Below are 21960 nucleotides of genomic sequence, written 5' to 3' on the forward strand. Positions count from 1 at the left end.
CAGCCCGCTAGCCGCGGACCTCTCCGCCGGTGGCGCGGCAGACCTTGTCCACGACCTTCTTGTGAGCGCGGTCCACCTCCTCGGAGGTCAGTGTGTGGTCGGCAGAGCGATAGGTGAGCGAGAAGGCCATCGACTTCTTGCCCAGGCCAACGCGCACGGGGTCGCGATAGACGTCAAAGAGGCGCACGTCCGAGAGGAGCTTGCCGCCGGCACTCTTGATGCGCTGCTCGAGCTGCTCGCAGGTAACGGACTCATCGACAACGATGGCCAGGTCAACGTCCACGCCAGGGAGCGTGGGCACGTCGACGTAGGGAAGCTCGCGGTGAGCCAGGCGCAGGAGCGACTCAACCGAGAGCTCGAAGGCAACCACGGGGGCGTCGACGCCAAATGCCTTGAGCGCCTTGGGGTGGATGTTGCCAACCCAGCCCATGAGCTCGCCCTTGTTGCCGTAGACCTCGGCCGCGCGACCGGGCTGAAGCCAGCCGTAGGTCTGGGGGTCTGCCACCTTGAAGCGCACCTTGGTCACGCGAAGCGCCGAGAGGAGCTGCTCCACCACACCCTTGGCATCAAAGAAGTCGTAGTCCTCAAACTTCTGGCACCACTCGTCGTCGCGGTGACCGGAGAGCACGCCGCACACAAAGCTGGGCTCGTCGGGCTGGCTCTTGTTCTCGTGGCCAAAGAAGACGCGGCCAATCTCGTAGAGCGCCACCGCATCCACGCCGTGGTCGAGGTTGTATGCCACCGAGCGGAGCAGCCCAGGCAGGATCGAGCGGCGCATCTCGGCCTGGTCGGCCACGAGCGGGTTGATGATCTTGACGGGGATGCCGCGGCCCTCCTCGCTCATGCCCAGCTTGGAGAGATCGTTAGCGTCGGCAAAGCAGTACGTGGTGGTCTCGGAGAGGCCGCAGGCGCGCAGCGTACGACCAATTTTGCGAATGCGCTGCTGGTCAACGGTCAGGCCACCGGCATGGTTGCGCGCAGCGGGAAGCGTGGGCGTGATGTCGCCCTCGCCCCACAGGCGCACGACCTCCTCGATGAGGTCGACCTCGCGGGTGAGGTCGGGTCGGTTGGTGGGCGCGGTCACCGTATAGGCGCCGTTCTCGGCGGGCTCGACCTTGCAGCCAAGGCGCTTGAGGCGCGCGACCATGAAGTCGTCCGGGATGTCCGCGCCGGCGAGCGCGCGAACGCGAGCAGGACGCATGGTAATCACGGGCGCGGGCACGGGACCGGGGTAGACGTCCACGATGCCCGGGCAGACCTCGGCCGAGCAGCACTCCTCAAAGAGCGCCGCGGCGATGTTGGAGACGTCCGCGCAACCGGCGCCGTCGACCTGGCGCTCGTAGCGAATGGAAGCCTCGCTCATGAGGTCAAGGTTGCGGCTCGTGCGAGAGATGTGGCCGGCCGAGAAGGTCGCGCTCTCGAGCAGGACGTCGGTCGTGGTCTCGTCAATCTCGGAGTTGAGGCCGCCCATGACGCCGGCAAGCGCGATGGGGGTCTCGCCGCCGTCGGTGATGACGCACATGTCGGGCGTGAGCGAGCGCTCCTTCTCGTCGAGCGTGGTGAGAAGCTCGCCGTCGCGCGCAGCCCGCACCACCACGTGGCGCTTGCCATCCTCGCGCTTCTGGAGCTTGCCCAGGTCGAAGGCGTGGAGCGGCTGGCCGGTGAGGTACATCACGTAGTTGGTGACGTCCACCACGTTGTTGATGGGCCTGGAGCCGGCGGCAATCACGCGACGCGCGAGCCACTCGGGGCTGGGGCCAATCTTCACGTTGCGCACCACGCGGGCCGTGTAGCGCGGGCAGAGCTCCGCGTCGTCGATCTGCACGTCCACCAGGTCGTGGGCATCCGGCCCCTTCTCCTCCTTGATCGAGGGAAGCGTGATGTGGGTGCCCTCGTCGAGAACGGCCGAGGTTTCCACCGCCATGCCCACCATGGAGAGGCAGTCGGGACGGTTGGGGGTGATCTCGCAGTCAATCACGGTGTCGGAGCTGCCCAGGTAGTCCGTGTAGAGCATGCCCACGGGAGCGTCGGGCGGCAGGATGATGATGCCGTCGTGGTCGTTGCCCAGGCCAAGCTCGCGCTCGGAGCAGTTCATGCCATAGGACTCGACGCCGCGGAGCTTTGACTTCTTGATCTTCACGTCGCCGGGGAGCACGGCGCCGATCATGGCGGTCACAATGTGATCGCCCTCGTTGAAGTTCTGGGCGCCGCACACAATCTGCAGCGGCACGGGGTTGCCGTTCTCGTCGACGTTCTTGTCGCCAACGGAGACCTGGCAGAGCCACATGTGGTCGGAGTCTGGGTGCGGCTTCTTGCTCACCACCTGGGCGGTGTAGACGTGGTCGAGGTCGGCGCCAACGCGCTCGACGCCCTCGACCTCGGTGCCGGTGCGGATGTACTCGTTGACCAGGTCCTTGGGGTCTTCGGGCACGTCCACCATGTCCTTGAGCCACTCATACGAAACGCGCATGGTATCTGCAATCCCTTCTGGGCGGCTTGGTGCGGCCGCCCTGGTTCTTCTCGTCCTGCCGCGGGCTTCTCGCCCGGGCGCCTCCTTCTGCCCTGGCCAGGCCTAGAACTGGTTCAGGAAGCGCATGTCGCCGGTCATGAGCATGCGCAGGTCAGGCAGGTCGTAGCGAAGCGCGGCCACGCGCTCAACGCCAATGCCAAAGGCGAAGCCGGTGTACTTCTCAGGGTCGATGCCGCAGTAGCGGAAGACGTTGGGGTCGACCATGCCGCAGCCCAGAATCTCGAGCCAGCCGGTGTTCTTGCAGAAGCGGCAGCCCTTGCCGTGGCACACGCCGCAGGAGACGTCGACCTCGCAGCTGGGCTCGGTGAACGGGAAGAAGTGCGGGCGGTAGCGGGTGGCGCGGTCCTTGCCAAAGATCTCGCGGGTGAAGTAGTCGAGCGTGCCCTTGAGGTCGCCAAAGGTGATGCCCTCGTCAACGACAAGGCCCTCTACCTGCGTGAACTGCGGCAGATGATTGGCGTCGGCGGTGTCCGGGCGAAAGACGGTGCCGGGGCAGATCATGTAGATGGGAGGCTCGTGGGTCTCCATGGTGTGCACCTGGACGCCCGAGGTCTGGGTGCGCAGCAGGATGTCGGACTCGCCCTGGACGTGGGTCTCCTTGCCCTCGGGGGCGTTGTCTACCACGTAGAAGGTGTCGCGCGCGGAGCGGCTGGGGTGGTCCTCCGGGGCGTTGAGCGCGGTGAAGTTGTAGTAGGTGGTCTCGACGTAGGGACCGTCCTCGACGGTGTAGCCCAAGCCGCAGAAGATGTCCTCGATCTCCTCGCGAATCTGGCTGATGAGGTGCTGCGTACCCGGGGAGAGTGTGCGGCCGGGAAGCGTGACGTCCACCGCGTCGGCGGCCATGCGGCGCTCCATTAGCTCGTTTGCCAGCTCCTCGCGACGGGCGGCGAGGCCAGCCTCTACCTTGGCGCGCACGGTGTTCGCCATCTGGCCCATGGCGCGGCGCTCCTCGGGAGGGACCTGGCCCATCATGTGCATGAGGGCCGTGAGCCTGCCCTTGCGGCCGAGCATGGAGACGCGGAGGGCCTCGAGGGCCTCCATGGTCTCAGCGCGCTTAAGTCCCTCCTCTACCTGCGCCTCAATGGACTTGAGGTCATCGGACATCGCCATAGTGCAATCCTTTCCAAAGCCAATAAAAAACCGTCCCGGGCCATGCTGCCCAAGGACGGATGTCTCCGCGGTACCACCTTGATTGACGTGCGCGTTTTCTCTCGCGCGCGCCCACTCGTTGCGCCCCGTGCCGTGGGGCCTACGGCTTCCCTACTCGCTGGCCGTGCGGCCGGCTTTGAGGTTGCGGCTGGTGGAGTGAACTCTGGACGTCAGCCTTGGAGGGACCTCTCAGCCGGTGAGCCCCATCTCTTGTCCGCTGGCGACGCGACGACCAAACCTCTCCGTCATTGCCTAGGGGGCATGGTAGCACGATGGGGCGCTGGCGAGGAGGGCGGAGCCAAAACGGGCGTAAGCTCTGCATGATTCCGGGGCGGGGGCCGGGGCGGCGGCTGGGAGCGCGCCAGCGGTGGGCGCGCCTAAGATCCCGCTCCGGCGTCATTTCTTCTCCGGAGGGCGAGTTCCCGCAACCGCAGCGGAGAAAAACAAATCTCCGGCGAGGATTCGACGCCGGAGGGCGCGTCTCGTACGGAATCCCGTCGGGAGTCCACGTTCCGGCGCAGTTTTCTCGCCGAAAGACCCATTTCCGCAGCAGCGGCGTACGAAGTCTTTCCTCCGGCGTCATTCTGCGCCGGAAGACCCATTTCGGTACAGCAGACGCATTCGAAACCCCTGCTGCAGCAACCTCTCGGCCAACTTATCATGTGATGCGGATATTGCCCATCCCTTTCACAATCCCCGTGCAGCACTGCACTCACAAGCCACACGAAAGACGGAGCGCCTCACGATCGACATCCACGGTCACATCCTGACGAAGGGCTACCTCGACCTCCTGGAAGCCCATGGCGCGACCCGTGAGGACGGCTTCCCACTCCCCGTTTGGAACGAGGAGAGCGCCCTCTCGTTCCTTGACGAGACGGGCATTCGCTACCAGGTCCTGTCCCTCTCTTCGCCGCACCCGTACTTCGGTGATGCGGCAGAGTCGGCGGACTTTTGCCGGGCCTTCAACGACGAGACGGCCCGCGTCGTTGCGCGCCATCCCACCCGCTTTGGCTTCTGCGCCGTCGTACCCCTGCCCAACGTCGTCGCCGCCGTCGGCGAAGCCACACGCACAATCGGAGACCTCAACGCCCTTGGCGTCAAGCTCGCCAGCAACAGCCGAGGGCTCTACCTCGGCGACGAGCGCCTCGACCCGCTTTTCCAGCGTCTCGAGTCCATCGCAGAGGGGCGCGACCGCGACGTCGTCTGCCTCATCCACCCGAGCCGTCCCGAGCCAATCGCGGAAGGCGTGTTCAGCGCGGGTCCCGTGCCGCTCTACGAGTTCCTCACCGACTCGACGCGCGCCGTGCTCAACATGATTGCCCACGACGTTCCTCGCCGGTTCCCCCGCGTGCAGGTCGTCGTCCCCCACTGCGGGAGCTTCCTGCCCAACGTCGCACGCCGCATCGAGGGCGCCCAGCCCATCCTCGAGAAGGTGCACATGATGGGCCACGTGGACGTACCCGCCAACCTGGCGCGGCTCTGGTTCGACACGGCAGGCGACTCTGTCCCCGACCTGCTACCGTTGCTGCTCACCATCACGGGCCCCGACCACGTGCTTTTTGGTAGCGACTACCCATTCACGCCCCGTTCGCAGACACTGGCAAACATACGACGCCTGCAGGAGTTCCTTGCCAGTGACAGGCGCCTTGCAAAGCATGCAGATGACATCCTCGACAACAACGCCCGAAAGCTGCTGACCGCGGCTGGCGCTCTTCGTTGATGCGGGTGGGGCACCCACCCGCATCCCTTCCCGTAATGAGGATGGGACACCCACCCTCGTTCCTTACGAAGAATATCGCTATTTCTTAAAAGGCAGTCGCGTTTGCCCAGGTATCGCACATGAGTTTTAAGAAAGAGCGATAAACTATGGCGACCGCAGACAACGGGCTAGAGGAGCCCAAGAACGAGAAGGCCCAGGGTCCAAACCTTCGCCCCATTTTTCCGGTTAGTGGCAGTTTTCGTCTAATTCCTTATATGACATGATGACAGGGTCAATTCACTGACCTGCGGTTTAACAATCTTCAAACCAGTTACTACTTCAAGGATTCTCGACAAACTGCCACCAACCGTCAATCCACGCCAATAGGCGCAGCATTAACACCGCCATCCCGCTCCCCCTCCCCTTCTTTATCGGTATCTGTGACTCGCCATACTTGCGACCTGCGAAAACGCGATGAGAGATTCACAGATATCGATAAAGAACGCAGGTCAGTAGGAGAGAAGGGGGCAGGGCGGGCTCCAAAGCGCTACCACAGCATCTGCGCGAGCCCCACCACCAGGGGGATCGAGGCAAGCGAGAGAAGCACCGAGACAACGATTGTCTCCACCGCGTAGACGTAGTCGGCGTCGTGGAGCTGGGCGTACACCGCCACGTTGAGGCCAACGGGACACGCCTGCGCAACCAGAATCGCAAGCTTCATCTGAAGCAACGAGCCAGGCAGCAGGCTCAGCAGCACCAACGTGACAAGCGGCGTCACCAGCAGACGCGCCAGGGCAACCTTGTAGAGGCCCGCACGGTGAATCATGTCTGCCGGGTGAGATTGCGCCAGGTAGACCCCTATGGCAAACATCGCCAGCGGCGTGTTGAGGGCCGAGACGTAATCCAGGCAGCTCGTCACCACGCCCGGGAGCTGCAGCTGGGTCGCAAAGAGCACAAGGCCAATGAGCGTTGCCACCATAAACGGCGAGCGCACCAAGGAGCGCAGCGACACCCTCCCTCGCTCGCCCGCAAGCAGCGAGACGCCATAGGTCCACTGCCCCAAGTTCATGAACGCGATGTAGGCGGTCATGTAGAACACAGGCCCCTGGCCAAGGATCGACACGACCAGGGGAATCCCAAAGAAGCTCGGGTTGGAGAAGGTGGCCGAGAAGTTCCCGATTGCGTCGCCACGCAGGACGAGTCGCGCGACAAGCGCAGAGACGAGCAGGGCGATAAACCCCATGAGCGCCGAGACCCCCAGCGCAAGGACGTTCTCCGCAGTGCGCTCGACCATGAGTCCCTTAATGATCACGCAAGGCAGCGACAGGTACACGAGGATGTTGCCAATGGTGCGATTGCCCTCCATCGTGATCTTGCCGGCGCGAAACATCGCAAACCCCACGCCCACCAGCATAAACATGACAACTATCTGCAAGGCGAGCGTGGCTGGCATTGACATTGCCGTGGTCCTTCCTGGTGCCGATGGCGTTGCGCGGGGGCTTTGTCCTGCGCAACCATAGCACCAGGAAGGCAAGGAAGTCCTATTTCGCTCCAGTGGACTCCGGCAGAGGCATGACAACGTCGAGAAGAAATAGGTTGTCGCGAGCACTCGCAACGAGCGTCCCGCCATAGCGTTGCGCCGTACGTTCCATCGAGCGAACACCAAATCCGTGATTGAAGTCATCACCCTTACTCGACTTTGGAAGCCCGTCGACAAACTCGAGCTTCCCCACAAAGTAGTTCTCTACATGGAGCGAGACCATGCCCATATCGGCCCTAAGCACCAGAGAGATCCTTCGCTTCTCGGAATTCGGAACCGCGCTCACGGCCTCGATGGCATTCTCCAATGCGTTGCCAAAGAGGGAGTAGATGTCAGTAGGCTGCATAAACGCAACAGAGGAGCCATCCGCCATACAGGAAAGCGAGATGCCTCGCCTCTCGCACATGAGCGACTTCTCGCTCAGGATAACATCTAGCGCATCGTTTCCCGTGCTCACCGTAGAGTCGTAAACGCGCACCTCCCGGGCAATGTCATCAAAGATGAGCGGGTCTACTACAACCGTACCAAGGCCGTCCGCCATGTGGCGGATTTGATGCCTAATGTCGTGGCACTTCACGTTGATGGACTCGATGGTCTCCTTCGAGAGGTGGTACTGACGACGCTCATCATGCAGGAGCTGCTCACTCTCGGCCATCTCGGTCTTGAGGCGCGTCTTGTAGAGCATTTGGTACTCGGCAAAAAGAACGAATGCGCAAACGAGGGCATGCACGACTCTCAGCGTGACGAACGTCGCGAAGTCAATACCGTACGCATAGCTTGACTTTATGCAGACATCAAGGCCAATGACAGCGAAAATGACCACCAATACCATGAAGAGCATGCCATGGTCTTCCTCAACGACAAGTCCATCCCTGTTCATTCGGCGAACCATCACCAGGTAGACCACCACGTAGACAAATGCATACTCAAGAAGATTCGCAAGTATGAAGACTGCCGAATCGGGTGTGGCAGCGGGACAAACCTGATTAATGAATCCCATAACACCCGATGCCAAGTTCTGAGTTGCATACCCCGCCGTCGCACAAAACAAGCTCGTCCACGTGGTTGTCTCATGGCATGAAGCGACCACCAAACAGCAGAGGGCGAGCACCAGGGCATATAACAGAATGAGAGGGAACAGCATAACCCCAGATGAAACCACAAACTCATGCATAAACGTTGCAACAAGTGTGGCAAGCGCGGCAACGGCCACAAGACCCCGAAAGAGATACCCTCCCCTACGCGGCAAGCCACTAGCAAAGAGAAGAGATGCTGCCACGAGCTCAATAGCCGTAAGCAGGGAGTTGACGATGGTTTCCGCATCCATCAGATGGTCCTTCCCATGTACTGGGCTATCCGTTTGAGACAATCGTGCTTACAGCGGCGGCTAAAAAAGAGCGTTGCTCCCCCTGTCGTTGTCAGACAGTCTCCAGTCACACGCGCGATATGCATCATGTTCACAAGCTGGCCCTGAGAGACGCGGATAAAAGGCTTGTCCTCGAAGCTCGTTGCAAGGCGTCCTAGGCTATCTCGGACGCGAATTGGACTAGCGCCTGACGAGAAGTGATATACGAGATCATGTCCACTCGTCTCGACGTATTCGATGTCCGAGACGGGAAAGAGGTACAGGCCCGACTGTGTCTTCAGAGTAATCGACTCCTCAACGTTTCGGGCAATCACTCGACACACCTTATCGAGGCACATCGCCATGTCATAGAAGCGCACGGGCTTAACGATGAAACCAGCGGCATCGACCTGATAGCCCCTGACGGCATACTGCGCGAGACTCGTCACAAACACAATCTGCGTGGTAGCGTCGCTTCGGCGCATCTGGGCCGCAGCGTCCATTCCATTCATCCCAGGCAGATCGATGTCCATGAACACGACGTCAACGTCATAGGGCGCATCGAGAAATGCTTCGGCAGACCCGTAGTGTACACATGACATCTCGACGTTACGGTCACGGCCATAGCGCGCAAGCTGCTCTTCGAGCAAGCGCTCCTCTTCCCCATCATTTTCGACACTCGCTGCCCTAATCAAGACCCCAACCTCCCCGAACCGATTATCCCATGCAGACGCACAAGCCAAATGGCAGACATAGCCCGAAAGTGCCATCAGGAAAGCCGAATCCGCCAGACCCCCTTACCGCCCGCATTACCCGGGACTTACGATGCGCGGCGACAAGCCCAAAGAGGGCGCAACGGGAACGAAAGACGAGAAGGGAAGGGCATGGGTACCATCTCACGCAGGCAATTCGTGAAGGGCGCAGCGGGCATCACGTCGACCGTGTTCGCGACAACGTGCGTAGGCGCACCGGTCGCTCAGTCCTATCGCGGAAGAATCAACACCGCCCTGGGGATTGACACCACAAGTGTGACGTCAAATGGGTCGAGCGGAGACACCACCTATTACAAGAGCGACTATGGCACCGACATCTACGATGCGACGGCACTCCAGAAACTCGAGGACGACTGCGCCGCTGCCGCCATCGAGGAAGTCGAAGGCGGCGTTGTCCTGCTCAGGAACGAGAACGGCGCCCTCCCGCTCCAGAAGGGCGCAAGCGTCACTCTCTTTGGCCAGAACTCCTTCGAGAACCCCGATGCCGACACAACAAGCATGGGATTTGGATACACGGGCCCAACGTATGGCCCCTTCTACAGCTACCACACGCCCGGCGACACCAGCACGGTGAAGTGGGTCACGTACCTCTCGGCCATGCAGGAAGCGTTCGACGTCAACCCCACGGTCACGGAGGCCTACCAGACAAGCGGGTACGGCAGGGTAAAGGATGCGGAGAATCCAGACGTTGGCGAGGCCCCCGTGTCCCTTCTTACCGATGACATTTGCGCAAGCTGGGCCTCACAGTACAACGACGCTGCAATCTACATGATCACCCGCCAGGGTTCCGAGGACTGTGACCTGGTGCTCGAGGACTCCGAAGGTATCAGCCAACTTGCCCTGCATCAGAACGAGAAGGACCTTCTCGCACTCCTTCAGGCCGAGAAGGCAGCTGGCACCATCAAGCGCATCATTGTCTTGGTGAACTCCAGCTGGGCTGTTGAGCTGGGCGATCTTGCAAACTACGACGTCGACGCCATCCTCTGGGTGGGAACCCCTGGCGTTGTCGGCTTCACCGGTGTCGCCAACGTGCTCGACGGCGATGCAAACCCCTCCGGTAAGCTTGTTGACACCTACGCTAAGAACTCGCTCTCGGCACCCGCAATCACCTACGCACAGGCTAAGAATACACAGGAGTGGTCGAACCTCGACGAGGTCCTCGACACCTGCAGCGATACCGACAAGTTTGTTCAGAGCTACCTCATCTATGCCGAGGGCGTCTACGTGGGCTACAAGTATTACGAGACGCGCTACGAGGATGCGATACTTGGCCAAGGCAACGCCACGGGCACCGCAGGATCGTCAACTGGATCCGCCTGGAATTACACAGACGAAATTGCCTACCCCTTTGGCTATGGCCTCTCGTACACAACCTTCCAGCAGACTCTGGACAGCTGCTCGTTTGACTCGACATCTGACACGTACACCCTCTCGGTGACTGCTACAAACACCGGAGACGTTGCTGGTAGGTCGGTAGTCGAGGTCTATGCGCAGACCCCCTATGGGGACTACGAGAAGAAGAACCAGGTTGAGAAGCCCGCTGTTGTTCTGGTTGGCTTTGCAAAGACTGGCGAGCTGGACCCCGGTGCCTCGGAGACGGTGAGCGTACAGGTCGAGCAATACCTCTTGGCGAGCTACGACTACACGTCTGCAAAGGGATACATCCTTTCCGCGGGCACCTACTGCCTGGCAATTGGCGATGACGCACATGACGCACTCAACAACATCCTCGCTGCTAAGGGCGCTACGGGCATGGTTGCGGTTGACGGAACGCGCACGGGCGGCGATGCTTCCAAGACGTATTCTTGGGACCTCTCTAGCGTCGACGCGAACCGCTATGCCATGTCGCGCTACGTCGACGGTAAGCAGGTTACCAACTGCTTTGATGATGTCGATCTCAACAACCTTGGGACCGATACCATCACGTACCTTTCGCGCAGCGACTGGGACGCCACCTTCCCCACCGAGCCCGTTGCCGTTCGCGCCACGCCGGACATGATGGAGGTGCTCGACGGGAACTTCTATGAGATGCCTGACGACGCTCCCAGCGTGTCTGACTTCACGCAGGGCGAGGACTCCGGAATCACCTTCGTAGCGATGCGCAATGTCGACTACAACGACGAGGAGACCTGGAACGCCTTCCTCGACCAGCTAACCGTCGAGGAGATGGCCTCCATTCTCCCCGACCAGAACGGCTCGGTTGCCATTGACTCCATCACGATGCCTGCCTCCTACCGCGGGGATGACATGGACCAGCTTCAGCAGGTGGTCTTCAAGCTCAACGGTGAGTCTGGCTTCAACTGGCCCTGCGCCATTGTCGAGGCGTCGACGTGGGACATCGACCACATTGCCAAGCGCTCCAACCTCACCGGCAACGAGAGCATCTTCATGGGCCTGACCGAGATCTGGTCTGGCGGTCCCAACATTCACAGGACGCCGTTCAACGGCCGCGCATCTGCGTACTACTCCGAGGATGGCAACCTTGACTACCTGATTGGCGAGGTCGTCTCGCGCGAGTGCCAGAAGTACGGAGTCATTCTGGGTTATAAGCACATGGTCCTCAATGACCAGGAGGCAAACCGAGAGAGCGCCGCAACCTTCGCGAACGAGCAGGCCATCCGCGAGGAGTACCTGCGTGCCTTTGAGGGTGCCTATGCAAAGGGCGGCTGCATGGGATGCATGACCGCATTCAACCGCATCGGCGTTACCTATGCAGGGAGCTGCTCGGCAACCATGCAGGACGTAATGCGCGGCGAATGGGGCTTCAAGGGCGTCATCTGCTCTGATGCATGCGTTGGCTCTGACTACAAGACGCACTATGCCACGAACCTTGCAAACGGCCTCGATTACTGGTGCTGGGACATGGCGGGCTTTGGTCCTAGCGCCGACTCCTCCTCCGCCAAGCTCAGCAACACGGTAATCGCAGAGGACATTGAGAACGGCGATGGCTATCTGCTAAAGGCACTCCGCGACGCCACTAAGCACGCCGTCTATGCCCAGGTTCGCACCAGCAACATCAACGGACTGGATGACAGCTCGCAGATCGTCCATACCAACGCATGGTGGGAGAACGCAATCACGGGTACCCAGATTGTGAGTGGCGTGCTGACCGCTGGCCTTCTCGGCGTGTATGTCTACGACACGGTAAAGGCAAGCAAGGCGCAAGACAACGAGGACAAGAAGGGAGCTGAGGCATAATGGCTCAGGTCAAGGGAATCAAGATTCAGACAGCAGGCGCTTGGCTCAGCCTTGTCTGTGGTGCGCTGTCGCTTGTCACCGGAATTTACTACGCCGTCGCTGCCGGAGCGACAAATAACTTCACTGCAACTGTCCTTGTGTGCTTCCTGCTTGGTGCCGTCTGCGCGCTTACCTACTCGCTGGTACCAAGCGATTGGGGAGATATCCTCAACCTTGTTGCTGTAGTCTTTCTTGCCGTTGCCATTCTCGAGTTCATTGTTTCGAGCATCGCGACCCTGGCAGACGTGCTCTCCGGCATCACCATGTTTGGTTCAACTGGTGGTATTGAGTACATAGTGATCACGATTGGTCTCGGAACTGTTGCCCTGGTTGTCGAAATAGTCTCTTGCTTCATGAGGCGAACGAAGTAAGGACAAGTAGACCCCCTTCCCCGCAAGCCCTCCCCGGAAATCCATCCGGGGAGGGCTTTTCAGCAACACCGGAAGCTGAATAGCATTACTTCACAACGTACTGGTACGTATCACCCATGGGAACAAAGCGGACGGGGACCTCAGACGTCCCCAGAGCTTGGGGAAGCCACTCCGCCATGAGTTCCATACCAGGTTCCTCCAGGTCGAAGTGTCCGACGGTGATTGCGCACTTTCCCTCGCCAAGCATCCCCACGTCTCGAATGTACTCGCAGGTAGTGAAGTCAATGAACTCCATGGTCACCAATGCGTCCACGCCTTCGCTGTCGGCGAAGTTAATCTCATAGGTATCAGAAGCAGGATCGCCCATCACGTGCTTTGGAATGTGAACCCTCCGCACTCGCGCGGAGGAATCCCCTGTGATCCTCGTGCCGTTGAGGCCCAAACTACTCACGAGTAGCCGCGCCAACTCCACACCGGAAGTCTGCGGAATCTCAAAGTCACGACAGCGGACAACGTCCCCCACTCGGCAGCCCTGCCACCCCATCTTCTTGGCAAAGCCATAGAAGATGCCGTCGACCATTGCGCCGCCGTCGATGGGAACGCCCGAGTGAATGTAGTCATGGCAGCGCCAGACCGTACCGCCCCATTCGTCAAGCAGCGCTTTCTTCTCGGCATACGCCCTAGTCCCACCAATCACGTCCTGGTGGTCGCCGTGATTCCAGAACAGCGCCTCGTGCGAGATGATGAGATTTGCATCACAGCGCATTGCCTGGCGAACGATGTCGGCAGTCGGCCAGATGCAGGTCACGATTCCCGTGCACTCCTTCTCCGTCGTGCCGTAGGTGACCTTGTCGCGAGTGGTCGCCTCGTCAATCGGCTCGCCCGTCCATGGAGAAATCCCCAGACAGTATCCCTTCACAGCAGAAATGACCTCATCAATGCGCATGACCAGCCTCCATTGAACTATGAATTCGCCTACTCCGACGCTAGGCCGCCCGACAGCCACCCGTCCACAAACAGCCTCGCGAGAAGGAACGTGACGGAAATGAGAAGCGCAGCAGAGCCCCCGATTCTCTCGACAAAGTAGCTGCAAATAACCACACCAATGAAAAATGAACCGATTAGCGCCAGATAATGGAGCGCACGCCGCAGCTCACTTGGCTCATGCCCAAATGTTCCCTCATAGAGTGCCTCTGAGAAAGAACGGAGATTCCCGGTGCAATACGTACTTGAATATCGCGAACCCTGTCCAAGCTCCCGAAAGTTCTCGAAAGACATTGCCGCACAGGAAGCAATCAAACAATCGGACAGGACGTCTGGAATGTAGTCCGCGAAGACGCCAATCACCGCAAACGTTATCGCCTCAAAATCAATGACCCAACTCTGCATCTGGTCTTGTCTTCCATGAAAGCACCTACTCGATACCAACCGTGAAAGAATGATGCCCATGATAAAAGAGACTATGGGGATGAAGTACCTGAGAAAGGAACAGGGATCCAGCAGAGAGGTCGCAAGTGCCAGTCGCACGACATTCCCCGTCTGTCCTGTTGCGAACACCTGATCATGAGCCGTGAAGGCATAGCCGTCCATCATGCCACCCGCGCATACCACCACGAGCCCTAGCTCAAATTGCGCATGGGGCCTTAAGGGGTTCACTCGTCACCCTCTGCTGCCTCAACGGCAACCCTGTTCATAAGCTGCATGGAGTTTCGGGCCTCGGCCAGAACTTCTTCAATCGCGTCGTATGTCAACGGCTCTGGGGTAAGCACGAGCTCGAGAGCACACGCCACATTGACTCCGGCAACAAGGAACACATGCCCATTCATATAGGGCGCAAATGCCTGGTTGACACTTCCCTGCATGATGTCGGTGAGTATGAGAACCTCATCGTTGGCGCCATATTCGTCGAACAAAGCCTTAACCTGGTCATCCAGCGGGGTTTCGTCAACGTACGCACAGATAACGTCGAATTCGTTAATTCCACCAATGAACTCTATCGTGTCCGCGAGACCGGCAGCGAACTTATGGTGAGAAGCAAGTATTACGTGTCTCACAGCCACTCCTCAAACTCGTCAAGAACAGACTCAATGCCACCGCGAGGAAGCTTGGTCACGAACGACTCGTATCCAAGCCCAAAATCCTCGCTAGGAACAAAGTATCCCTGAGCATCGTTTGCGTACCCAACGACAATGCATCGCCGGGGGAGAAACATCGATTTGATGCGCATCCCAAGGACACTGCCGAGTTCTCCAGGGAAGGTCACGAATACTATTCCACCAAAGTCGATTACCCTCATCACTATGGGAAACTGAACGTGGTCAATCTCGAGCTTCTCGCTAAGCCTGCGGACCTCAGTCCGGGCTAGCTTCTTTGCCGTTGCTGTTGACGAGTCATCCGCAAGAGTCTGCTTGGCCTCGTTTAGCAGCTCCTTATATCTCGCAAAGAACTGTCTGTTGTCATAGTCCACATCGTGGATGAACTCTCGGACCGTTGGCACACCAAGCTCAACGGGTTCGAATGAGCCCCTCATGAACTCAGCCGAGATGCCAACCGCAGTCCGCTGAAGTTCGTCGAATCCATCGCCCCTACGGAACTGTCTGTTACCCAAATCTCCAGACGCGCCTGTAAACGCATAGGGCGTGATTCCCACCCAAGGCGCAAGCAAGGCTCGAACTGACCCCTGTAGATCGGACGTAATGAGCCGGTTGAAAGGCCCAACTACAGTCGAGTGACAGTTGAAGTTCTGCATCGCTCCAACAACAGAACCATCATCTGCCACAAACCTAACGATAAAGGCCTGGTCATCAAATGGTTTGTTTTTGTCATTCCGATTTGAGTACCATCCGTTGATTCTTGTTGAGAGAATTTCAGGCTTGGCCTCGGTAAGCCTCTCCGAAAGTCGAGAGGCTGCCTGGACTACGAGGCCCGTCACGAGGTCTTCGTAACCAGGAGTGTCATGAGAAATTGAGCTGCCATCACGAAGACCGTTGGGGCATGAATGACTATGAACTGCAGAAATGACAACTAACTCATCGCGAACGTCCAACAATGACGAGAGCAGCGCCCTCATCTTCTTAGTTCTTGAAAGGCTAACTTGACACACATCGATGCCAACGAAGAGAACGCGCTCTCCACCCTCTTCCAGCAGCAGAAGGATGGCATAAGGGTCATCATGAATACCTATGCCCGGAAGCTGGCGAACATCATTGAGATATCCATCAAGATAGAAAACCCCGCTTGGCGCAATGCTCACCTTTGTCGAAGAGACCTTCATTGCATACCTCCAGCGTTGGCGGGATGGAAACCCATCCCGCCAAGCCCGTTAACCTATAAAGCCAAACGCGGCGCCAAGCCAACAAAAGACGATGATTCCGAGAATGATCTTGTTTGTGGAGACGCCCTTCTTGATGAGCTGGTAGACGATCGCGGTAGCGCACACCGGAAGAAGCCCCAGGAGAATCTTGTCAAACAGCCCCTCTTGCAGGCCAAATGAGACATCACCGATATTGATTGTCAGCTTGGTAGAGAGCTTAACGACGGAGGGAATCAGTGCACCAACGACAGTAAGGCCGAGGACGCTCATAGCCTCAGTGAGGGCGGCAACCTTATCAGCAAGGTTGGTAACGAGCTGGGTGCCAAAGTGATAGCCCAAATCCCAACTCTTAATCTTGACACCAAGGCTAAACACAAGGTTGACGGCCACGAACAGAAGCGCACCTATAGGGTTTCCGCTCTGCGCCAGGTATGCAGAAATGGAACCGAAGATTGTTGGGATAAGAATCCATATGATGGCGTCACCGATTCCGGAGAGCGATCCCATGAGGCCAACCTTGAGGTCTTGGACAGCTCCCAAGGCAGCAGTGCCGTTCTTCTCCTCCATTGCCAGCCCCGCGCCGAGAAGGATTCCCGCAACTGGAGGTGTCACGTTGAAGTACTTTGCCGAGTTTGTAAGGGAGTCCCTGTATGCGGCGTCATCATCGCGATAAATCTTTTTTAGAGCATCCGCCTCAGAAAACACCACAGAGGGCGCAAGCTGGGTCTCATAGTTAAAGCCATTCACCGACATGCACCAACGCCAAGCGCATTTTCTGATGTCTTTGTCAGTGAGCAAACGGCCATTCTCCTCTGCCGGAGCCTTCATCGACTCCTGCTCAATTTGCTTACTCATCCTCGAGACCTCCTTCTGCGGTAGCAATTGACTCTTCAGCAATCCGGGAGGTCAGATTCTTATAGACCTCGTACGCAGCTGCTCCACCCAGAATCGCCACAGGAAGAATCGACAGGCCAAGGTATGCCGAGAGCACAAAGCCAATGGCAAGGAAGCTAAAGTACTGCTTCGCAGGCATGTAGGTAAGCAGTGCGCCCATGCCGATTACAGGCAGCAAGCCACCTGCAAGCGAGAGCCCCTTGGTGAACCATGCGGGCACCACCGAGAGAATGGCATTGACAACGTCTCCGCCAAACGCGAGCACAATAAGCATTGGGATGGCATCTGTCAGTCCAAACAGCACTGGCCCAACGAGCGTCACGGCCTTCATCTTCTCGTACTGCCCATCCTGCGCATACTCAAGCTGCTTGTGTGCCATGAAAACGTTTGCAGTCTTTGCGAGGACGTCAAGCTGGACTCCCATGGTGCCAACGGCGATGCCAACAGCAAGGCCAACGCCCTCGTCCTGGCCAGTCATGATACACACCGCGGTTCCAACCATTCCCGCCAGGGGATAGTCTGGAACCGAAGACCCGGCAAGAGCTGCGACACCCAGCGACATCAGCTGTACGGACGCGCCAACGATAAGACCGGTCATTCCGTCGCCTAGTATCAGGCCAACAAGCCAGGCATAGAGGACGGCATTGTGGCCACACACTTGCGTTCCAAGTCGATCAACCCTGTAGATAAAAGCCAGAAGCGTGATGACAACGATTTGCCATACGGCAATTTGCATATCCACTCAACTCCCCTCAGAGATTGACGTACTTCGAAAGCGGTTCGTCTTTGTCTGCCGGAACGTACTGGATGTTGACGCTGGTTCCATGCGCTGCAATTGATGAGTAGACGGGAACCTCGTTATCAAGAACGTAGGCGCGACGGCTCACCTGAGTCGCTGCCTGCCCATCCTGGGGAGAGACGGTCCCACCAATCGTGAGCTTTGGCACCTTTTGTCCGTCTTCCTCGAGCTGCTGGATGATGCGAGGATCACGGACAATGACGAAGACCGTGTGGTCATCGTACTTGCCCTCACGAAAGTGATCGCGTGCAGTTTGCTCGCTAATAATGGAGAGCGCTACGCCCGCGGGCTTGGCCATGCGCATGCCAGCCTTCTTTGTTGGGTCACCAGCATACTCATCGTCGATAACCATTACCCTCTGCGGCTTCACCCTTGGGACCCATTGGGTAGCCACGATGCCGTGGAGCAAGCGATTGTCGACCCTTGCTGCTACAATGCTCAACTCGTTCTCCCTTCCCCCGTGAACGTCCGTGATGGCAAGCTTGTCTGCCTGCCCGCGACATAGAAGATAGGGATGGGAAGGCGCAGAGAGCAGTGCACCAAAGGAGAAATGTCATTTACTGAGGTATTTCGACAATCGGTGATCTCATCACGTGCGAGCGCCGCACTGTTCGACACTTCTCTTCGACACTTCTGTTGGCGTCACTCGTCTTCAAATGAAACTTGATTTCTGCAATACACTTCCCCGCTAGCACCATCGGCCTCTAGCATCTTGTGCACGTAGGCTATCTCCGATACGGGAATCTCAACACGATAGCGTCGGCACATCTCGGAAAACGCGGCGCGGAACCAGGCGATGAACTCGGGATTCGAGCGCGCAAACTCATCCTCTCCCAAGAATGAGTCAACGAAGTTGTTTGTCACGAGCCTCTCGATCAATCCGCAGAGATGCACGTAGAGGCCAAGTCTTCTCCTTGAGTCAATCTTCTTCCCGCTGAGCTGCGAGAGCCGTTGAATCGCATTGTCTGCCTCAACGTAGAGCATCTCTGGGTTGAGGATGGTGATGGACTCAACAACATTTCTCAGCGTAAGGTTCTTCAGGAGTGCGGAGTGGAATGCGGAGATGCCTGAGCGGTCCAAGTACTTCGCAAGCGCAGCATCAAGCTTATCCGAGTAACCCTGGCTCAGAAGATCTTCCAAGGCAACGAATGGAACGGAGGTGACATTTGGATTCATCGTGCCAACGATTGCTCGAACGTTTTGGCCCTCAATGGCCAGAGACTGGTTCCCGTCCCTCACGAGCTCGTTGTAGTCACAGGTCGTAAAAGATACAGGAAGGCTTTCTGGGAGGCTATCTTGGATGAGCCTTCTGATCTTCTCGGCAGCACCTACTCCCGCCTCTGAGCAGAAGAGGATCTTCTCCCCCGTCTTTGACAACCGCGCTACTCGATAGCTCGGGGATGCAGCCTCGAGTACCTTTGGGAGATTGTCGCTCAGGCATTCTTTGCTCGCAAGGATGCTCCCCACCTCCAAGGCGAGGCCAGTCGACACGTTGGTTATTACGTACACGTCGCTGCTAATGGAACGTGGAATCACATCTAGGACCTGCTCCAATGAGCCCATGTCGACGAGGATGACCATGGATTCGCAAAACGAGAAGCGCTCAAGCAGATGCGCAAGCGGAGTTGCCACATCCGAGAACTGCTGCTCGTAGGTCATGTCTATCGCCTCGAACACTCGCACGTGGAGCATTCTGTTGGCCGCCTCCGCAATGCTCGTGGCAGTCGAGTACCCATGGCACATCACGACCCCTAGAGCCTCTCGCCTTTTGGTCCCCGAAGAGAGAACGTGACAGATTTCGAGGAGAAGCATTGCCCGTACAAGGTCGTCCATCTCCGCGCCCAGCGCGAGCCTCACCTTAGAGTCAATCTGAGACACTGCAGAGGAGGCCACGAGATACCGGCGAGAGAGCTCGGCACAAAGAGATTTGAAAGCGACTCGATTGTGCAGGCGCCATGATGTCAAAGGGGTTCCCGCCCATAGCTGAGACGCAACCAAATGCGAAAGCAACCGAGCTGTCTTCCTCGTCAGGTCTAGGCCGTAAGACTCGTTAACCTCATCGACAATTGGCCCGATAACCTGCTCGTAGGATGCGGAACGCTCATCTGCGTTTTGATCGTCGAAGTCAAGGTAGTCTTCATAGGCCTTCAGAGTCGCGACTGCCGAAGAGAAGAACTCGTCAAACGAGAGCTTCTCGTCCTCAAACGAATGGAACGCGTCAACTATTTGTTGAAACAATCCGGTAACGCGCCGATGAGAGTCAAAGGCATCCTCCGTGCCACCGGGAATAAGCTGGTCATCGTCGACTCTTGTCTGCAGAGACGAGATGATGTCAGGAGGAAGGTTGTAAGTCTGAATGACGAGACGGTCATCCTTCCTATTGAGGTACGAATTGGCGCAGCAATTGGTTATGCATGCTCGTAGACCGTCTACATTGTCCTCGAACTCGCTCGCGACCAATGCCCTGAGCGCTCCACGGCTAATTGCTGCGTCAGATGCAGCTCGCTGGCCTTCTTTCTTGAGAAAATCCATGACGAGGAGCGTACGCTCCTCCATTGTTCTCTCCGAAAGGCGTGGAAGCCTAATCACGATGGGAATCGACCGAGCGATTGCTTTTACGGCATCGCTGTCGATATCTCGACTCGTTCCAAGTATGAAGCGCGCTGTGCGACCCTGTTCCTGAGCACCGGTCTCGCATTCTCGAATCCTCTGGAGGATGGCATCACGAGAGACAGGATCCAGGTGATCAAAACGTCGAATGTAAACGACTCCCCCGTGGGAATTGCCAACGGAGCCCGGTATCTTGCCTTCCCCGAAGATCAGCCGTTCGAGAGACGCACCGGCATTACTGTGCCGAGACGCATCAACCGAGATATACGAGGCATTCTTGCTGAGGATTCCTGCATTCTTTCCGTACTCGAAGGTGAGCCTGGATAGGTATTCCTTCCCGGTCCCATGATCCCCAACGAGGAGCACTGGAATTCCGTGGGGAGGGTACTGCATGGCACTCTTGAGCTGCTCAACGCATTGTCCAAGAGACAGGTCGCTCCCAATTGCCTGCTCGAAATCTCTTGATGCCCTTCTCCCAGCCAACATGAGCAGCTCGGACATTGAGGAATACTCGTTCTTCTCGAGCTTTGCCTGCAGGTACCGTTCCAAATCCCTGCGATGCAGGAAGAGCACTGGCCGAGATCCAACCTTAATTGCAGGCCCTTCTCTCACCAGCTCGTTTAGATATTGACTCGCCAAGTTCCGGCTCACATGACAAGCGCTGGCAACGGCAGTGGTGGTGAAGGACTCTGTCTTTGGTGGGTCAATCTCTCGCGTTACCTTGTCCAGATACGAAAGGATTTCACCCTTGGTTTCAACTCCAGCCATGTGACCCCCAAAACTTGATCAGCGTCAATCATGCAGAACAGACATTCTCGAAGCAGAGGGCAGACCTAAGGCCTACCGCAGGGTCAGACGGCCTTGTTTTCTCGCCGAGCGAGAGATTCTGCATTCTGTATCTACGCCACGGCAGCATACGCGCTTGAGCGCCCGGAACCCACCTTCTTGAGCTTGCCCTCCTGAACCAAGCCCTCAAGAAGCCTACCGGCGCTGGATCTTGAGACGCCCAGGACCTGCTCGACCTCCACGCGCGTGATGCTCCCGTTGGATTCCACGATGTTCATCACCATGTGAATTGAGTCCCCGGGGCGCATTACGCGAGGCCCCGGCACTTGTTCCATGGTTCTGGGGACTCCACCCATGGGGACGAGAGACCCCTCCTCCGCCCATGTCGGCACTCCGTGCTCGCGAACGTAGTTGAGATTGGGGAGCGTCAGCTTGAACACGTGGGCAGAGGCCTCGACGATGGGCTTCACTGACCTTCCAGCATATGACGCAAAGACGCGCGGCAATCCCATCCCATATGCCTCAACCATTCCAAGACGAAACATCACATTGGCCAACCTGGGGTTGCGACAGACGGACGTGCCGTTTGTCACTTCGTCCATCCGCACGCCTCGGGCAAGGCCCCCGGCAGTCATGAACTCAATGCGGTCGTCGAAGACGCTTGCCTTGTTGATGGCGGGGGAACCATAGTCGCGATGCATGACCATATTAAGGACTACCTCGCGCAGAGCTTCGAACGTAAGATCGTCCGCGCCACAAGGAAGATCCTTGAACGAAGGGCAACTGTGGTAGCCATATCCTTCGAGCAGCTCATCGATTGCTCTCAGCAGCTCGTCTTCCCTCATGGCGACTCATCTCCTACCCATATACCACCCAACAGGGTAGGTAATGGGTAGGAGAGGTTCGCCGAGCGG

The 21960-nt window shown here is 58.0% G+C and carries 17 protein-coding genes; 3 read left to right on the top strand and 14 right to left on the bottom strand.

Annotation, left to right across the window (positions count from 1 at the left end):
* Window positions 1–7: 7 nt before the first annotated feature.
* Both pheT and pheS read right to left on the bottom strand, forming a co-directional pair.
* Window positions 8–2470, bottom strand: coding sequence for a phenylalanine--tRNA ligase subunit beta (gene pheT / locus NVS32_RS04815; protein WP_118343290.1), 2463 nt, complete (start codon window positions 2468–2470; stop codon window positions 8–10).
* A gap of 102 nt (window positions 2471–2572) precedes the next feature.
* Window positions 2573–3640: a phenylalanine--tRNA ligase subunit alpha gene (gene pheS, locus NVS32_RS04820; RefSeq protein WP_032111094.1), complete on the bottom strand. Its 1068-nt coding sequence runs from the start codon at window positions 3638–3640 to the stop codon at window positions 2573–2575.
* A gap of 406 nt (window positions 3641–4046) precedes the next feature.
* Between pheS and NVS32_RS04825 the strand changes: the two genes are divergently transcribed.
* Entirely contained in the window at window positions 4047–5399 is a 1353-nt protein-coding gene (locus tag NVS32_RS04825; RefSeq protein ID WP_158571382.1) for an amidohydrolase family protein, read from the top strand.
* Window positions 5400–5925: 526 nt separating this feature from the next.
* Here the strand turns inward: NVS32_RS04825 and NVS32_RS04830 are convergent.
* The 3 genes from NVS32_RS04830 to NVS32_RS04840 all read right to left on the bottom strand — a co-directional run bounded on the left by NVS32_RS04830 (window position 5926) and on the right by NVS32_RS04840 (window position 8913).
* Window positions 5926–6837 (bottom strand): AEC family transporter, encoded by a 912-nt coding sequence (locus tag NVS32_RS04830; protein WP_032111095.1) that lies wholly within the window; start codon window positions 6835–6837, stop codon window positions 5926–5928.
* An 82-nt stretch (window positions 6838–6919) separates the two neighbouring features.
* Window positions 6920–7759 carry an ATP-binding protein gene (locus NVS32_RS04835; RefSeq protein WP_258498928.1) on the bottom strand — a complete coding sequence of 280 codons (840 nt, stop codon included), beginning with the start codon at window positions 7757–7759 and terminating at the stop codon, window positions 6920–6922.
* Window positions 7760–8244: 485 nt separating this feature from the next.
* Window positions 8245–8913: a LytR/AlgR family response regulator transcription factor gene (locus NVS32_RS04840; protein WP_158571380.1), complete on the bottom strand. Its 669-nt coding sequence runs from the start codon at window positions 8911–8913 to the stop codon at window positions 8245–8247.
* A 234-nt stretch (window positions 8914–9147) separates the two neighbouring features.
* Here NVS32_RS04840 and NVS32_RS04845 point away from each other — a divergent pair, with 234 nt between their 5' ends.
* Together NVS32_RS04845 and NVS32_RS04850 are read left to right on the top strand one after the other, a co-directional pair.
* Window positions 9148–12234 (top strand): glycoside hydrolase family 3 protein, encoded by a 3087-nt coding sequence (locus NVS32_RS04845; RefSeq protein WP_258498929.1) that lies wholly within the window; start codon window positions 9148–9150, stop codon window positions 12232–12234.
* Window positions 12234–12644, top strand: a complete 411-nt coding sequence (locus NVS32_RS04850; RefSeq protein WP_032111098.1) for a hypothetical protein — start codon at window positions 12234–12236, stop codon at window positions 12642–12644. Before NVS32_RS04845 ends, NVS32_RS04850 begins: the two co-directional genes overlap by 1 nt.
* Before the next feature lie 85 nt (window positions 12645–12729).
* Here NVS32_RS04850 and NVS32_RS04855 read toward each other — a convergent pair whose 3' ends face one another.
* From NVS32_RS04855 to NVS32_RS04895, 9 genes are all read right to left on the bottom strand, one after another.
* Window positions 12730–13590: a Nif3-like dinuclear metal center hexameric protein gene (locus NVS32_RS04855; protein WP_032111099.1), complete on the bottom strand. Its 861-nt coding sequence runs from the start codon at window positions 13588–13590 to the stop codon at window positions 12730–12732.
* Window positions 13591–13619: 29 nt separating this feature from the next.
* Entirely contained in the window at window positions 13620–14300 is a 681-nt protein-coding gene (locus tag NVS32_RS04860) for a YoaK family protein (protein ID WP_032111100.1), read from the bottom strand.
* Window positions 14297–14698 (bottom strand): PTS sugar transporter subunit IIA, encoded by a 402-nt coding sequence (locus tag NVS32_RS04865; RefSeq protein ID WP_032111101.1) that lies wholly within the window; start codon window positions 14696–14698, stop codon window positions 14297–14299. The genes NVS32_RS04860 and NVS32_RS04865 overlap by 4 nt, the downstream gene beginning before the upstream one ends.
* Window positions 14695–15918, bottom strand: coding sequence for a neutral/alkaline non-lysosomal ceramidase N-terminal domain-containing protein (locus NVS32_RS04870; RefSeq protein ID WP_032111102.1), 1224 nt, complete (start codon window positions 15916–15918; stop codon window positions 14695–14697). Before NVS32_RS04870 ends, NVS32_RS04865 begins: the two co-directional genes overlap by 4 nt.
* 48 nt (window positions 15919–15966) lie before the next feature.
* Window positions 15967–16812 (bottom strand): PTS system mannose/fructose/sorbose family transporter subunit IID, encoded by an 846-nt coding sequence (locus NVS32_RS04875; RefSeq protein WP_042089099.1) that lies wholly within the window; start codon window positions 16810–16812, stop codon window positions 15967–15969.
* Window positions 16805–17587, bottom strand: a complete 783-nt coding sequence (locus NVS32_RS04880; protein WP_032111103.1) for a PTS mannose/fructose/sorbose/N-acetylgalactosamine transporter subunit IIC — start codon at window positions 17585–17587, stop codon at window positions 16805–16807. Before NVS32_RS04880 ends, NVS32_RS04875 begins: the two co-directional genes overlap by 8 nt.
* A 16-nt stretch (window positions 17588–17603) precedes the next feature.
* Window positions 17604–18092 carry a PTS sugar transporter subunit IIB gene (locus NVS32_RS04885; protein WP_032111104.1) on the bottom strand — a complete coding sequence of 163 codons (489 nt, stop codon included), beginning with the start codon at window positions 18090–18092 and terminating at the stop codon, window positions 17604–17606.
* 200 nt (window positions 18093–18292) lie between these two features.
* Window positions 18293–21028, bottom strand: a complete 2736-nt coding sequence (locus NVS32_RS04890; RefSeq protein WP_118077686.1) for a PRD domain-containing protein — start codon at window positions 21026–21028, stop codon at window positions 18293–18295.
* Between the two features lie 131 nt (window positions 21029–21159).
* Window positions 21160–21891: an ATP-binding protein gene (locus NVS32_RS04895; RefSeq protein ID WP_258498930.1), complete on the bottom strand. Its 732-nt coding sequence runs from the start codon at window positions 21889–21891 to the stop codon at window positions 21160–21162.
* Between the last annotated feature and the right edge of the window lie 69 nt (window positions 21892–21960).

Source organism: Tractidigestivibacter montrealensis (assembly GCF_024741235.1).
GTDB classification, from domain to species: Bacteria; Actinomycetota; Coriobacteriia; order Coriobacteriales; family Atopobiaceae; genus Tractidigestivibacter; species Tractidigestivibacter montrealensis.

What these genes read in the sequence shown, in the direction of transcription:
- pheT (WP_118343290.1), bottom strand. Translation starts at nt 2,470, where the DNA reads ATGCGCGTTTCGTATGAGTGGCTCAAGGACATGGTGGACGTGCCCGAA.
- pheS (WP_032111094.1), bottom strand. Translation starts at nt 3,640, where the DNA reads ATGGCGATGTCCGATGACCTCAAGTCCATTGAGGCGCAGGTAGAGGAG.
- NVS32_RS04830 (WP_032111095.1), bottom strand. Translation starts at nt 6,837, where the DNA reads ATGTCAATGCCAGCCACGCTCGCCTTGCAGATAGTTGTCATGTTTATG.
- NVS32_RS04835 (WP_258498928.1), bottom strand. Translation starts at nt 7,759, where the DNA reads ATGCTCTTCATGGTATTGGTGGTCATTTTCGCTGTCATTGGCCTTGAT.
- NVS32_RS04845 (WP_258498929.1), top strand. Translation starts at nt 9,148, where the DNA reads ATGGGTACCATCTCACGCAGGCAATTCGTGAAGGGCGCAGCGGGCATC.
- NVS32_RS04850 (WP_032111098.1), top strand. Translation starts at nt 12,234, where the DNA reads ATGGCTCAGGTCAAGGGAATCAAGATTCAGACAGCAGGCGCTTGGCTC.
- NVS32_RS04855 (WP_032111099.1), bottom strand. Translation starts at nt 13,590, where the DNA reads ATGCGCATTGATGAGGTCATTTCTGCTGTGAAGGGATACTGTCTGGGG.
- NVS32_RS04870 (WP_032111102.1), bottom strand. Translation starts at nt 15,918, where the DNA reads ATGAAGGTCTCTTCGACAAAGGTGAGCATTGCGCCAAGCGGGGTTTTC.
- NVS32_RS04875 (WP_042089099.1), bottom strand. Translation starts at nt 16,812, where the DNA reads ATGAGTAAGCAAATTGAGCAGGAGTCGATGAAGGCTCCGGCAGAGGAG.
- NVS32_RS04880 (WP_032111103.1), bottom strand. Translation starts at nt 17,587, where the DNA reads ATGCAAATTGCCGTATGGCAAATCGTTGTCATCACGCTTCTGGCTTTT.
- NVS32_RS04890 (WP_118077686.1), bottom strand. Translation starts at nt 21,028, where the DNA reads ATGGCTGGAGTTGAAACCAAGGGTGAAATCCTTTCGTATCTGGACAAG.
- NVS32_RS04895 (WP_258498930.1), bottom strand. Translation starts at nt 21,891, where the DNA reads ATGAGGGAAGACGAGCTGCTGAGAGCAATCGATGAGCTGCTCGAAGGA.